The 14,356-nt window shown below is 55.6% G+C and carries 14 protein-coding genes and 1 tRNA gene; 2 read left to right on the plus strand and 13 right to left on the minus strand.

Features of this window, described 5'->3' with window-relative positions:
• Positions 1–302 precede the first annotated feature (302 nt).
• Genes cysW through cysP form a run of 3 tightly spaced genes read right to left on the minus strand, consistent with a single transcriptional unit; the run spans position 303 to position 3,043 of the window.
• Positions 303–1,148: a sulfate ABC transporter permease subunit CysW gene (cysW, locus tag ACU6HM_RS16620; protein ID WP_051316283.1), complete on the minus strand. Its 846-nt coding sequence runs from the start codon at positions 1,146–1,148 to the stop codon at positions 303–305.
• Positions 1,145–2,035, minus strand: coding sequence for a sulfate ABC transporter permease subunit CysT (cysT, locus tag ACU6HM_RS16625; protein WP_051359144.1), 891 nt, complete (start codon positions 2,033–2,035; stop codon positions 1,145–1,147). The genes cysW and cysT overlap by 4 nt, the downstream gene beginning before the upstream one ends.
• Before the next feature lie 3 nt (positions 2,036–2,038).
• Entirely contained in the window at positions 2,039–3,043 is a 1,005-nt protein-coding gene (cysP, locus tag ACU6HM_RS16630; protein WP_042485687.1) for a thiosulfate ABC transporter substrate-binding protein CysP, read from the minus strand.
• Positions 3,044–3,290: 247 nt separating this feature from the next.
• Here cysP and ACU6HM_RS16635 point away from each other — a divergent pair.
• Positions 3,291–3,366, plus strand: a tRNA-Thr gene (locus ACU6HM_RS16635).
• A gap of 324 nt (positions 3,367–3,690) precedes the next feature.
• Here the strand turns inward: ACU6HM_RS16635 and ACU6HM_RS16640 are convergent.
• Together ACU6HM_RS16640 and ACU6HM_RS16645 are read right to left on the minus strand one after the other, a co-directional pair.
• Positions 3,691–4,659 carry a Bug family tripartite tricarboxylate transporter substrate binding protein gene (locus tag ACU6HM_RS16640; protein ID WP_250756259.1) on the minus strand — a complete coding sequence of 323 codons (969 nt, stop codon included), beginning with the start codon at positions 4,657–4,659 and terminating at the stop codon, positions 3,691–3,693.
• Between the two features lie 22 nt (positions 4,660–4,681).
• Positions 4,682–6,004 carry an arylsulfatase gene (locus ACU6HM_RS16645; RefSeq protein ID WP_250756260.1) on the minus strand — a complete coding sequence of 441 codons (1,323 nt, stop codon included), beginning with the start codon at positions 6,002–6,004 and terminating at the stop codon, positions 4,682–4,684.
• Between the two features lie 163 nt (positions 6,005–6,167).
• Between ACU6HM_RS16645 and ACU6HM_RS16650 the strand changes: the two genes are divergently transcribed.
• Positions 6,168–7,085, plus strand: coding sequence for a LysR family transcriptional regulator (locus tag ACU6HM_RS16650; protein WP_250756261.1), 918 nt, complete (start codon positions 6,168–6,170; stop codon positions 7,083–7,085).
• 21 nt (positions 7,086–7,106) lie between these two features.
• On the opposite strand, the gene ACU6HM_RS16655 is transcribed toward ACU6HM_RS16650, so the two are convergent.
• The 8 genes from ACU6HM_RS16655 to ACU6HM_RS16690 form a co-directional block, all read right to left on the minus strand.
• The gene (locus ACU6HM_RS16655; RefSeq protein WP_446764094.1) at positions 7,107–7,505 is read right to left on the minus strand and encodes a GFA family protein; all 399 of its coding nucleotides are present in this window, start codon (positions 7,503–7,505) and stop codon (positions 7,107–7,109) included.
• 58 nt (positions 7,506–7,563) lie between these two features.
• Positions 7,564–8,697 (minus strand): alpha-hydroxy acid oxidase, encoded by a 1,134-nt coding sequence (locus tag ACU6HM_RS16660; RefSeq protein WP_250756263.1) that lies wholly within the window; start codon positions 8,695–8,697, stop codon positions 7,564–7,566.
• Positions 8,698–9,163: 466 nt separating this feature from the next.
• On the minus strand, positions 9,164–10,114 hold the full coding sequence (locus ACU6HM_RS16665; RefSeq protein WP_250757268.1) for a 2-hydroxyacid dehydrogenase: 951 nt from the start codon (positions 10,112–10,114) through the stop codon (positions 9,164–9,166).
• Entirely contained in the window at positions 10,114–10,440 is a 327-nt protein-coding gene (locus ACU6HM_RS16670; protein WP_446764095.1) for an NIPSNAP family protein, read from the minus strand. The genes ACU6HM_RS16665 and ACU6HM_RS16670 overlap by 1 nt, the downstream gene beginning before the upstream one ends.
• A gap of 15 nt (positions 10,441–10,455) precedes the next feature.
• Positions 10,456–11,748, minus strand: coding sequence for a TRAP transporter large permease (locus ACU6HM_RS16675; protein WP_446764096.1), 1,293 nt, complete (start codon positions 11,746–11,748; stop codon positions 10,456–10,458).
• Entirely contained in the window at positions 11,741–12,244 is a 504-nt protein-coding gene (locus ACU6HM_RS16680; protein ID WP_235332453.1) for a TRAP transporter small permease, read from the minus strand. The genes ACU6HM_RS16675 and ACU6HM_RS16680 overlap by 8 nt, the downstream gene beginning before the upstream one ends.
• 68 nt (positions 12,245–12,312) lie before the next feature.
• On the minus strand, positions 12,313–13,353 hold the full coding sequence (locus ACU6HM_RS16685) for a TRAP transporter substrate-binding protein (RefSeq protein WP_021447249.1): 1,041 nt from the start codon (positions 13,351–13,353) through the stop codon (positions 12,313–12,315).
• 53 nt (positions 13,354–13,406) lie between these two features.
• Positions 13,407–14,354, minus strand: a complete 948-nt coding sequence (locus ACU6HM_RS16690; protein ID WP_321216607.1) for an NAD-dependent epimerase/dehydratase family protein — start codon at positions 14,352–14,354, stop codon at positions 13,407–13,409.
• Positions 14,355–14,356 lie beyond the last annotated feature (2 nt).

A 14,356-nucleotide genomic window follows, 5' to 3' on the forward strand; every position in this document is an offset into this window, starting at 1 on the left:
TGTTCTGATAGATAACGATGAACAACGGACAGCTTGAACTGACTATCGTATTTCGTCATGAAAAACACCCCAAAGGTCGGATCAATGTCCAACTTTTGGGGTGCAGTTCACATGGGGCTCTATTTATTTGGGTTCCAAGCTCGGCATTCACCCTAGCTTTGGCTTTAGCTTGGCTTGGCTTGGCTTGGCTTGGCTTGGCTTGGCTTGGCTTGGCAGATCAGTATCAGCTACTTAAACCACCTCAGGGAATACTCAGCCACCTAACGCCACTGAAAATATTTCCCAAGCCTCCAGCCCACCATCTACCCTTGTACTGCCTCCGCTTGATTACGGCGACGTCCAGCCGCCACACGCCACTCCAGCAGGCTCTTGAGCATCACAGACACAATCGCGAACACCGCCAGCAGCGCAGCCGCTGTAAAGGCCGCTGCTGCCTTGTTATCGTTGTTCAGCTGATCCACCAGCAAGGACAAGGTCAAAGTCTGATTCATGATGGTGCCCGACACCACGGACACGGCCCCAAACTCCCCAATCGCACGGGCATTGGTCAACACCACGCCATAGAGCAAGGCCCATTTGATATCCGGCAGCGTCACATGCCAGAAGATCTGCCAGCCATTGGCGCCCAGACTTAGAGCCGCCGCCTGTGCATCCGAGCCCTGAGCCTGCATGATGGGAATCAGGATACGAGCCACATAAGGCGTCGTCACAAAGATAGTGACCATCAAGATACCCGGCCAGGCGAACATCAACTGAATATCACGCGCGCTTAGCCATTGCCCCAGGGACGACTCCACACCGTAGACCACCAGGTAACACAGGCCCGCCACCACCGGAGAGACCGCGTAAGGCAAATCCACCAAGGTACTTAGCAGACGACGACCACGGAACTGGTAATGCGTCAGACACCAGGCCAGCAAGATGCCAAAGACCATATTCAGGGGCACCGTCAGCACCGCCACAAACAGAGTCAACCCGATGGCATGCAGCATATAGTCCTCTTGCAGATTGCTCCACAAGGCAGGCAAACCATCGCCCAAGGCTTTGGAGAAAATCAGTACCAAGGGGACTACCAGCAGCCCCAGCACCAACACAATGCCCAAGGCCAAAATCAGGCGGTCTGCCGTGCTTTTAGGTGTTTTTCTCATGGTGCCCTCCGCTGCCAGCCTAATAGACGATTCTGCACCATCTGCAAGGTGAACAAGAGCAGCAAGGATGCGATCAAGATCACCGAGGCAATCGCGGCAGCGGCCGGGTAATTGAACTCTTGCAGCCGCACAAAAATCATCAGGGACGACACTTCAGTTTTGAAGGGAATATTGCCCGCAATCATGATGACTGCGCCAAACTCACCCAGGCTACGAATAAAAGCTTGAGACGCTCCAGTCACCAGAGCAGGAATCAGCGGTGGGAACACCACCTTGCTGAAGGTCTGCCAGCCACTGGCACCCAAGGTGTGGGCAACCTCTTCATACTCGGCACCCAGCTCTTCAATCACGGGCTGCACGATACGCACCACAAAGGGCAAACTGGTGAACGTCATGGCCAAAACAATACCGGGGTATTGATAAGCAACCTTCCAACCCTCCGGCAGAAACTGGCCAAACCAGCCACCAGGCACAAATAGCGTCGCCAAGGTCAAACCTGCTACCGACGTTGGCAAGGCAAACGGCAGGTCCACTAAAGCATCAATCAGACGGCGCCCCGGAAACTCAAAGCGCGTGATAATCCAGGCAATGATGAAGCCCACCACACTGGCAATCACAGTGGAGTAAAAAGCGGCACTGATCGTGACCTGATAACTGCTGACAACGCGTTTATCAGTCACCGCACGCCAGTAATCGGCCAGACTCATGTCACTGACGTACATGAACAAGGCCGACAAAGGCAGCAGCACAATAATGGACAGGTACAGGACGCTAAAGCCAAAGCTCAGTCCAAAACCCGGCATGACGGGGCGGCGCAGAAAGAAGATGGGCTTTAGCGCAGCCTTCGCCCCGGAATCCTGCGCCCCGCCCACAAGAGTACGACTCATGAATTACTTGGCCAGCAACTGGTCCAACACCCCGTTAGCAGCAAAGTGGCGGCTCTGGATGTCAGTCCAGGAACCCAGAACATCAGTAGGATTGATCAGCTTGACCGGCGCGTACTTGGACTCGAACTCCTTGGCCACGGCAGGATCCGTCACACGGTAGTTGAAACCAGCCAGCAGGCGCTGAATCTCGGGGGTGTACTGGAACTTCAGATATTCGGTTGCTTCCTTGCGAGTGCCTTTCTGGTCGACCACACGGTCCACCACGGCTACCGGGAACTCGGCCAATACGCTGACAGGGGGCACCACCACTTCCAGCTCGCTGCCCTTGAACTCGTCGCTGGCAGCAATATTGATCACTTCGGATTCAAAGGTCAGCAAAACGTCGCCCTGACCATTCTGGGCAAACGCCACGGTCGCACCACGACCACCTGTGGGGAAGCTTTCTACATTCCCCAGCACCTTGCCGACAAACTCCTTGATCTTGGCTTCGTCACCGCCGAAAGCCTCATTGGCGTACAACCAGGACGCCAAATAGGTGTAGCGGGCATTACCCGAGGTCTTGGGGTTCGGGAACACCAGCTTCACATCGTCACGCACAAGATCGTCCCAGGACTTGATGTTCTTGGGATTGCCCTTGCGCACCAGAAAAGCGATGGTGCTGTAGTAAGGCGAGCTGTTGTTCGGGAACTTGCTGGCCCAGTCCTTGGCCACCGCGCCGCGCTCGGCCAGGAATTCAATATCAGTAACCTGGTTGAAGGTGACAGTGTCTACTTTCTTGCCCTGAATAATGTCCTGGGCCTGACGGGAGGTGCCTGCAAACGACTGGTCAATCTTGATGTCTTCACCAGTCGTCGCTTTCCAGTGTTCAACAAACTTGGGATTGATCGCCGCAAAGGTCTCGCGCGCCACGTCAAACGAGGCGTTTAGCAAAGAAACTTGGGCACTGGCCGTGCCACCCAGCAAAGACGCCAACAACAAGGCAGAGCCAACAACAGACTTCAATTTCATGGTGTTCCCCAAAGGTCCCGGACGCGGCCTTCGGAGCCCGTCACTGATGTTCAATCGCGTGCTATCTATATAAGCGCAGCTTGGATAGATCAGATTATGGGTAGGGGAAAAGGCATTTAAAACGACATTTTCATCATGCTCTTATAACCAGAACCTACTTACTGGCCGAGCCTGTGAGTCTTGGGCAAGAGCACTATTTTTCTGGTGATTGCTTCTTCTCAAAAATTCCGGCTATAATCATCAATTCGCCGGCTTAGCTCAGTTGGTAGAGCAGCGCACTTGTAATGCGAAGGTCGAGGGTTCAACTCCTTTAGCCGGCACCACGAATAAAACAAAACGCCAAGCTTTCAAAAGCTTGGCGTTTTGTTTTTTGCTGCTTTATCTATCTGGCTAATCGAGCTCGGGGCCATATTGACCCGCGCCCCATCACCCTACTCTTGGCACTGTCGGGCCTTGTCCTTTGGCCAGCGAAAACGCATTTCACTTGGGTCTACCTGAGCCCTGGCGCCAATGTTGAATATTAACGTCAAAGATGGCCGATCGCGAACGCCGTGAAGTTTGACCGTTTTTTGATCTCTACCAAATGCAGCGGTCTTACCCCCATTGCCAGCAACCGGACTTTGGCTACTTGGCAAGGGGCAACTTCCTTACTCCAGCTCCAACTTCACGTCTTGGGCAAGTTTTTTCCAGGCCTCATTGTCCTGCTTGATAAACGCCTCTGCCTGCGAAGGGCTCAGGGCACTGGTAACCGCACCGGCAGTCTCCAGGGTGGGCTTAAGCTCGTCCGAGGACATGATTTCGTTGATCTTGGCATTGAGCACCTGCAAGGTGTCATCTGCCAATCCTTTAGGTGCAAGCACACCATACCATTGCGTTGCTTCGTATCTCGCCACGCCCGCCTCCTGCATAGTTAGCACGTCGGGCAAGCTCGCCAATCGAACGCTTGAAGTCACCGCATAGACCTTCAAGCGCCCCTCTTGGATTTGGGGTAGCAACGGTGCCACACCCAGCATTCCTAAGGGCACTTGGTTACCGACTACGTCGGAGATCGCCTGCCCGCCCCCTTTGTAAGGGATGTGGGTCATCTTGGCGCCTGTCAGGTGGCTCAAAAGCTCGCCGGCCAGATGCTGGGAGGAGCCCAAGCCGGAGGTGGCATAACTCCATTGATCCGGATTAGCTTTCACAGCTTGTAACAACGAAGCCAGGTCTGGCTGAGCAGTGGATACGGGTCCCACCAGAGCCATAGGCCCACGCGCCAGCACGGCGACCGCTGCCATATCGCGTCCCACTTCGGGCAGGGGGCGCGCGGACAAGGCGGGGCCGGGGATCGTGATCAACGTATAGCCATCGGGTGCCGCCTTGCTGACATGCAATAGCGCAATCGCTCCGGCAGCGCCAGGCCGATTTTCAACAACGATGGTCTGTCCTAACTCGTCCTCCAGCCGGCGAGCAACTTGGCGTGTTAACGCATCTATGCTTCCGCCTGCGACGAACCCCACCACCCACGTAATCGGCTTTGCCTGAGGCCAGGCAAGCTGTTCATTGGCCAGCGCCTGAGAGACCACCCCCGTGGCGATTGTCGCAGCCAGAGTCCATCTTTGAATGCTTTTTCTCATGAATGACTCCTTGATCGCCCGATCAATCGTCCGTACCGGGACGGGTGTTGGGATACTGCACACAGCTGTCGTTGAACTGTTTGACCATGCGCAAGATCGGATTGAATGCCCAAGTGTTAAAAACCGATACGTCGTGCTCTTCCTTAGGATCTCGGATCAAATTGAACAAATAGGGAGACTCGAGTTTGCCTTTACTTTCATTGACTTCGGGCTCCCAGTAGAAATGCAGCTTCCATTCCCGCCACTTCACGGCCCGCAACGTGTCCTTGATGTAAAACAGAAAACCCTCGCGAGCGGACTTACTTTGCTTGCCGCACAAAAAATCAAGCTGGTTAACCCCGTCTATCGGCCGATCCTGTGGAATAGCGGCGCCTGCAACGTGGGCTAACGTGGTGTAAATGTCCGTGACATGCACGATCTCGTTGCTGACGATATCCGCAGCGATCTTGCCGGGCCAACGGGCAATGAACGGCACGCGCAGACTACCCTCCATTGCAGTGTGATACGTTCCACGCCAGGGCCCAGCCGTGCCGCGGTAGGGTTGACGAAACTCGGGGCCGTTATCGCTGCAGAAAATAAGCAGTGTGTTCTCGGCAATACCCAACCTGTCTACCTGATCGATCACTTGGCCGACACGAAAATCCATTTCCGCCATGGAGTCGGCAAACTCTCCCTGACCGGTACGCCCGACAAAATCCGGATGCGCCAAGGTCGGAAAGTGCAAGTGAACCAAAGGGAGATACAGGAAAAAAGGCGTGCCCTGTGCATGATTGCGTGCCATGAAATCCAGGGAGTGTGCCACCAGTTCTGCATCGATCTGGCGGCGTGCCGCCAGATCATATTCTTTCACTTGGATGGACGACTCGCCTACCTTGCCCTGCATGATATGCGGCAAAGGCGCCACCGAGGGATCGTAGCCGATGGTGGCCGTGAACTGACTTTCGTCCGTTGTTCTAGGGATGCCGTACCATTCGTCAAAGCCGCGATCTGACGGATAGCGGCCAGCCACATCGCCCAAATGCCATTTGCCAAAATGGGCAGTCGCATACCCTTGGCCCGACAGCAATTGTGCCAGTGTGATTTCCCGGCGACTAATACCCTGCGGTAATCCGGCCGGCACTGATTGCAAGGCACCGGTGCGGATAGGATGGCGCCCTGTCATCAGTGCCGAGCGCGTCGGCACGCAATCACTTTCAACATTGTAGTTGTGCAGCAAAATGCCTTGCTTTGCCAGTGCATCAATGCGCGGCGTTGGGGCGCCACGTAAGGCTCCGCCTCCATAGCACCCCAGCTCCCCCCACCCAAGGTTGTCGGCCATGATCAAGACAATATTAGGCTGTGTCATCAGTTTGTCTCCTTATATTATTGAAGTAAAAACTTTATCTAAATCACTATTCTTCTCCATAACCAAAGAGTGAAAAATACATGACAATAAGGCATACTGAAATTTCCCCGAGGCAGCCGCGCTGACAGGGGCGAAACCCTGTACATACACTTTCAAGTCTGTCATGGCCTATTCATACAACGATCTTGCTTGCTTTCTGGCCGTCGTGGATCATGGTCAATTCAGCCGCGCGGCAGACGCCTTACAATTGACGCAACCAGCGGTCACTAAAATCATCCGACGTCTGGAGGCCGCAGTGGGTACGCCTCTGTTTCATCGCAGCAATCACGGCGTCGTATTGACGGTAGAAGGACTGCAGTTTCTGCCGCCCGCTCGCAGACTAGTCCAGCAGCATCTGGACTTGCAACGCGCCGCTAACGATATCCAAGCAGGGCATATTGGTCTGGTTCGCATAGGCCTGACACTGGCAACCTCGGCCAGTATCATTCCCCAAGCTATCGCAACACTGATTCGCCGTCGCCCCGGTTTACGCGTCAAGCTCGATGTGGACAAGTCAGCCCAGTTAACGCTCAAGCTGGACAATGGCGCGCTCGATCTCATCATCATCCCGAACTACGATCCCATCGCGCAGATCACCCACCAGACTGACTTGGGCAGCGATGAACTCGTAGTGGCTGCACGGATCGGCCACCCTTTGGCGCTGGCGATCCAGCAATCGCGCCAGCCCATTGACCTTGCACAGACACTGGCCTACGGTTGGGCGTTGCCCAGCCGGGGGGACAAGGCCAGAGATCACATCGAATCTTGCCATCACTCCCTGGGGCTGGCTCCCCCTAAGGTCATACTTGAAATTCAACACAATATCGAAGCTGTCATCGACATCTTGGCCCATACGGATCTGCTGTGTTTTATTCCGACGCAGATTTTGCGAAAAGCCCAAGATCGCCTGGAAAAACTGCCGCTTAACGAGTTGAGCTTGCAACGTCGATGGCTGGCCATCCATCGTCTTGATTCCCCATGCAGCGCTCTGATGCTCGACCTGCTGACGCTCTTGCAAACCGTTCCACACAAACGACTATAGGCATTTGAGAGACAGCACCATCTAACTGGGTGCCCATCCCTCATATTGGGGCAAGTCATCCCCAATCTCATGCCACGAGGCTTTTGAGCCCACGAAAACGTGACAAGTGGGCCGCAGACCCGGGTCATCGTCCAACACCCCTAACGCCAAGCCCAGCTCTTCTGGTTTTTGATCGAATTTAGTCAGAATATTTGATCCGCACTGGAAGCAAAAACCCCGGCGCTCTCCTGGCGATGACTCATAAAACCGCAGCAGCTCCTGACCGCAACGCCAATGAAACTCCTGGGTCTTGACCTTGCCCCGCGCCCTGAACGCAGACCCATGCGACTTGCGACACATGCTGCAATGGCAATAGAGCAGGTTCGTAATGGAGCCAGTAATCTCAAAGACCACGCCTTGGCAAAGACAGCTTCCTTTCACAAGCCATACCTCCGAAGAGTAAATTTCTCGCCGCGGATTGCAGCGGGCGTCGGATACCTTACTCGATAGAGCATACAAGACATTGGGCCAGATCCTCCGGACATGCAGCCCCTAGCAGGACCATCGTCCGCTCCAGCTCCTGAGCGACCAAGCCCAACACGTCAGAGACACCCTGCTCGCCACCTTGTGCCAAACCGTAAGCGACAGCACGTCCCAGGAATGCACCCGTCGCCCCACAAGCGATGGCTTTGGCGACATCGGCACCACGCCGAAAGCCGCTATCGATAAACACCGGCATCTGCGTTTGGATGATCTCCATGATGTGCGGGAGAACGCTGATTGTTGAAGGAGCACAGTCCAGTTGTCGGCCACCGTGATTGGACACAATCAGCCCATCGACACCGTAATGCAAGGCCTGACGTGCATCTTCAGAATGGAGCACACCTTTGACCAGCAACGGACCGTCCCACTTGGAACGTAGCCAGGAAACATCATCCCACACCAGACGACGGTCCATACTCCGTGCCAGCAAGGCCGCTTGCGCCTGGGCTGAACTGGCCCCTTCTGTAGGCATCAAGTTGACGAACTGGGGCTGTCCCGCCCAGGCTTGGCGCCACAACCAGCGCGGCTGCGAAGCCATATCCAGCAATAAGCGGGGGCCTGGACGGAACGGCAGTTTGAAGCCATGGCGTATGTCCTTTTCTCTATAGCCGCCTACAGGCACATCGACGGTCAAAACCAAGGCCTCGAACCCGGCTTGGCGGGCGCGATCCAGAATGGAGTTGGCCATGCCTCTGTCTTGCATCACATACAACTGCATCCAGCATGGGCCTTCACAGGCCTCACGCACTTGTTCCAAAGGGCTATTGGAGGCGGTGGACAAAATGTACGGCAAGCCCGCCTTGCCTGCGGCACGCGCCGCGTGCAGATCCCCACGTGGACGCACGACATCGATCAAGCCAACGGGAGCGACACCAAAAGGCGCAGCCCATCGGCGTCCAAAGACCTCTATTTCTGTTGATACCGCCGACGTATCACGCAGACTACGTGGCGATAAAGTCAGAGCCTGCAAATCTGCCTGATTGCGTGCCAGACAAAGCTCATCCTCCGCCCCGCCTGCGACATAATCATAGACAAAGCGTGGCAGGCTACTTTGAGCCGCTAACTGAAAATCCTGAATATTGAGCCGCATGATGCAAGCTGTCTCCCACCTGATGCCGGGCGTTCAAGACCCGATTCAATTTAATTGTTTAAGCATCAAGTATATAGTTGAAAGCACCGCTCCATGCAAAGAAAACACGTCTGTTTCTGCTCAGCCAAAGGAGAAAGTTTTGGCAAGAACAGGCGACCAATCTGACGACGGGCAAACGGTGGATCGTACAAGGGTCGACCAAAAAGATACACCGACACCTTGGCTAGCTAACTCCTGCTCTTCACGGACTTCTCACTAATACGACCCATCTCCAGATTCAGCACTTGGTCGTCAGTCGAAAACAGAGCCGTTATTCCAACCCTATAAATAGGGCAACTTCGTAACCTGGTGCTTAACAAGTACTCAACACTTTGCAAACCAGACAATACTGGCTAACACTTGCTCAGAAAGAAACAGCGGTTCAAGCCAGAAGCTTGAAACCGCTGCATTATTCCTGAGGCAGTCTTTACAATCTAACCGGCGTCACAAGACTGCCTTGCGTAACGAAACGCTCCACATTCTTCACCACCAGTTCGCACATGGCGGCTCGGGTTTCACGGGTTGCGCTCCCTACATGGGGTAGCACTACTACCCGCTCGTTACTCAGCAACGCGGCAGGCACATCGGGTTCGTTCTCGAACACATCCAGCCCGGCGCCGCCTAATTGGCCATTCTCAAGGGCCGCCACCAATGCTTTTTCATCCACCACAGACCCACGAGCGACGTTGATAAGGTAGCCGTTGGGCCCGAGAGCTTTCAAGACCTGGGCAGACACCAGATGATACGTTTCTGGGCTGCCTGGGCAAGCGACAATAAGGAAATCGCACCATTGCGCCAAAGCCAGCAATGAAGGTTCGTGCCGCCAAGGCAATTGGGGCTTCGCACTGCGTGTGTGATAGCGGATTTCCATATCAAAGCCGATCGCGCGACGTGCAATCGCCTGGCCTACTCGGCCCATGCCTAACATGCCCAGGCGCTTGCCACTGACCCGAGTGCTGGGCATGGTCGGGCCGACACGCGGCCAGTCGCCACGCCGGACATGACGGTCAGAGGCCGAAATGCCACGCACCACATCGATCAACAAACCAATAGCCAAGTCGGCCACACAATCGTTGAGAACATCCGGCGTATTGCTCAGCATCACCCCACGCGCACGGACGGCATCCAGGTCGATGGCATCGTAGCCAACGCCCAAGCTACAAATCGCTTTCAGGTTTGGCAAGGCATCAATCAGTGCCTTGTCTGCACCCTGCGTTCCGGTGGTGATCAGCACCGTGAATTCAGCTCCGTGCTCACGCAAGAACGCCGCTTGATCAGGCGCATCGCTCAGGGTTTCGACCGGGCACAAGGCGGGCAGTTTGCCCGCCAGCGGTGATGGCAAGGGGCAGGCTTGAAGAATTTTCTGGCTCATGGTCATCATTCGCTCGTAAAAACGTCGAAATCGACTTGTTTCAACAGTGCATTGCTCTGGCGTATGACATGCCCCGCAGCGGCGGCTTTACGGCGATAGGCCAACCAGCGGGGGTCAGCCTCCAAGGCATTACGACGGGCCTCTCGGTCAGCCATATCTTCGTATGCCCACAGGTGCACCACCTGATTCAACTCGCCCACTTCCGTGGTGTAGTAGCCGTGGCAGGGGCCCAGATATTCGATCTGTATGGCACGTCCTTCCGTCGCGTACAAGGACAGGAAATCGCGCAGCAGGCCGGTGGGGATGGTGTAGGTTCTTTGGTCGATAATCATATTGCGAATCCGTTTTTATCCAAGGTATTTGGGCAAAAGCAGCGAGATGACCGGGAAGGCCAAAAGCACCGCCAGGCGGAAAACGTCGGCTACCACGAAGGGAATCACACCCCGATACAGCGTGCTCATCTTCACGTCGGGCAGCAGGCTTTTCAGGACCATCACGTTCATGCCCACGGGCGGGGTGATGAAGCTGATTTCCGTAACCACCACCACGATGATGCCGAACCAGATCAGGTCAAAGCCCAGGTGCTGCACCAAGGGGTAGAAAATAGGCACGGTCAGCAAGACCATGGACATACTTTCCAACACACTGCCCAGCACGATGTAAATCGCGCAAATCAGCAGAATCACCACGATCGGGCTCATATCGAACTGTTGCACCCAATCCTGCAAATCGCCAGGCATGGAGGTGAAGTTGATGAAGCTGGAAAACAGCAAGGCTCCGATCAGCACCATGAACAGCATCCCCGTGGTACGCGCCGACTCGACCAGCACGTTGGAAAGCACTTGCCAGGTCAAACGGCCACGCAACAGCGCGAACAGGAAGGCACCACACGCACCAATCCCCGCCGCTTCGGTAGAACTGAAGATCCCGCCGTAAATACCGCCCATGACGATGATGAACAGCACCAGCACGCCCCAGACATCGCGCAACGCAAGCAAACGCTCTTTCCAGCTCATGCGCTCGCCGGGAGGGCCCGCATTGGGGTCACGCCAGATCGTCCAGCGCACCGCCAGAAGATAGAAAATAATGGCCAGCAGGCCTGGCAAAATACCGGCAGCAAACATCTTGCCTATGCTTTGCTCGGTCAAGATGGCATAGACCACCATGACAATAGAGGGCGGAATCAGAATGCCCAGCGTGCCACCGGCAGCGATGGAACCGGAAGCCAGCGCACGGCTATAGCCCAGTCTGCGCATTTCCGGATAAGCCACCTTGGACATGGTGGCCGCTGTTGCCAGGCTGGAGCCACACACCGCACCAAAGCCACCACAGGCCACCACCGTAGACATGGCCAAACCGCCTTTACGATGGCCCAGGAAGGCATACGCCGCCGCATACAGTTCTTTGGACAACTTGGCTTGAGTAATGAAATTACCCATCAAGATGAACAGCGGCAGTACGGACAGCAAGTACTGAAAACCGCTTTCACGCACGACCGAGCCGGTCATGGCATAGGCAGAGGGCCAATTGCGCATGATGCCAACGCCAATAAAGCCCACCAGGGCCATGGAAAACGCCACCGGTACCCGTAGGAAGATCAAGAGGAGCATGGCTGCAAAGCCAATCAGTGCTTCAGTCATTCTGTGCCTCTTCTTCCAGATGGGCGGTGTCTGCGTTCAGATCCCGGCGAAGCTGAGCCAGCTCCACGATGGTGTTGACGAACAGCATGATGCTCATGAAATAAACAACCGGAGCCAGTGGCAGCCCCAGCAAAGTGGTCTGATCCAGGTATTCGGCCGCCGACTCGGCTTGTGTCCAGCTGACCATGGCCAGCAAGGCACTGATTCCAGCGGCCAGCAGGTGGCTGGTGACATGGACTACACGGACACCCTTCTCCCCACCCGGAATAGGCACTAAATCAACAACAACGTGTTCACGCTCCATGGTGGCAAACACGATGCCGCAGAAAATGACACCTACCATCAATATTTCGGTCAGCTCTACCGCCCCCATGACCGATACGTTGAAAATGTAGCGCCCTAATACATCAGCCAGAGTCAGCAAGGCCAGCGAGACCATGCATAACTCGGTCAAACGTCGAAGACCCGCTCTTAATAAAGAGAGAATGGAGTTCATGCTTTGTAGCTCCGGGACTGCTGGCGCACGAGGCGCACAGCAGGTTCAAGACAGTCTGCGTGTGCTGATCAATTCGCGCTTTCCCGCTGCTTCAGGTCGGCACGGAACTCGGCCAGTACAGCAGGCCCGTCTATGCCCTTGGCCTTGGCGGCATCCAGCCATGCCTGCTCGAAGGATGCCGTGCGCTCTTTAACGGCGGCGATCAGCTCATCGCTGGCAGGGTGAAACTGCACCTTGTGCTCTTCCAGGATCTTCATGGCGGCCACGTCTGCATCCCCCCAGGCCTTGCCGCCCAGGCGAGCAATATGCTCACCGGACAGGCTCATCAGAATCTCGCGGTCTTTTTCAGACAAACGATCAAAGGCGCTCGGGTTCATGATGATGCCGTGCAGATCCGCATAGAGGCCACCGGGAAAAACCGTGGCGTGCTTGACCACCGTATCCAGGCGGAAAGAGGCCACAGACTCGGGCGGGAACAGCACGCCGTCCACCACGCCAGTGCTCAGCAGCTCATACGATTCGGAGGCGGGCTTCACAACCGCGTTCACCTTCAGGGCCTTGGACAAGTCGGCCTGCATGCCACCACCAATGCGCAGCTTCAGGCCCTCGAAGTCGGCAATGTTCTGTACCTGCTTGTCAGTGGTGTAGACGCTGCCTGGGCCATGACCATAAATGCCTAGCAATTTGATACCGCGATGCTCTTTGGCATCTTGCAGGTACTTGCTATAGATGTCCCAGGCCGCCAGCGAAGTAGACTCGGCGCTATTGCCCGAGAACGGCAGCATGGCAAACTTCATCAAATCAAAATTGCCGGGGTAATAGGAATAGGAAATAAAGGCCAGATCCACAATCCCATTGCGTACCGCATCCAGGTGCCCTACCGGGTTGGTCACGGCCTTGGTCAGAAAGTTGATCTTGACGCGCCCTTCAGTGGCCTGCTCCACCTCTTTGGCCCAGGGCTTCATGAAGTTCGCCACCAGCACATGCGTTTGCGGAATCCAGGCAGAGAAAGTCAGCTCCACAGGCTTGTCCGCTTTTGCGGGACCAGCTGCCACTGCCAGGCTGGTTAAGGCCATACCCAACAGGCGAGAAATCCATCGATTCTTCATGGGGAAATCCTTTTTTGGTGGTAGTTCGTTATAGGTATAGTTAGCCAGGCCCGTCAGGAGACAAGGGCCTGCTCAATCAAGGTTTCGGCATCGCCGTCATGATGCATACCCAACTGCGTGGCGATTGCCGTTGTCAAAGGCGGCCACTGGGCAAACTGCTGGTCAAACTGAGGGTTGGACTGAAAGCTCAATCCCGCATCGGCCCCCCGGCCATAGCGGGATTTGGCAGCCTGTACCAGGTCTGCCACCTGAAGACGCTGGGCGGGAAGATTCCACACCCGACCAGCGGGCAAGCGAGCGGCTTCCAGGCTCGCTGTTGTCAGAAGGTGCTGCACACAGGCGGGCAAGGAAAGCAGCCAGATCCAGCCTTGCGGGCCGATGGGGCACTCGTAAGTGCTTCCAGCAGCCAAGGCATGGATCAAAGAGCTGGCAAATGAAGACAAGGCCGTTTCAGCAGTCATGGGGCGGGCAACCACAGTAGGCAAGCGAACCGAGCGGCCATCCAGAAAACCCCGGCGGCTGTAATCGGCAAGCAGCAGTTCCACCATCCGCTTCTGCGTTCCGTAACTTAAAGTGGGTGCGACGGGCGTGTTGTCATCCACCTGCTGGGGCAGTGGCGTACCAAAGACACCGATACTGCTGGCATACACCACAACGGGACACTGGCCTTGCTGTCGCAGATGCTCAAACAAGCCTATCGTGCCGTCTATATTGACGCGCAAACCCCGTGCAAAATTCTCTTCAGCCAGCCGACTGGTCACCGAGGCCAGATGGAAAACCGTGTCGGGTGCTGGCGTTAGCACCGCCCCCAGCACGGCTTTATCGGACAAGTCACCACTAATGCAACGCAGTCCAGGCAGGTGGGGATAGCCTTGCTCTTCAAAAGCCAAATCCGTCAGCGTCAGGCTTTGAATCTCATTAGCCGCAAGCAGTTTGGCCGCCGCACGAGCAAGCGCTTGGCCGATGTAGCCGTTGGCGCCGGTAATCAAGACGTGCTTCATGG

It is taken from the genome of Alcaligenes sp. RM2 (assembly GCF_052931795.1).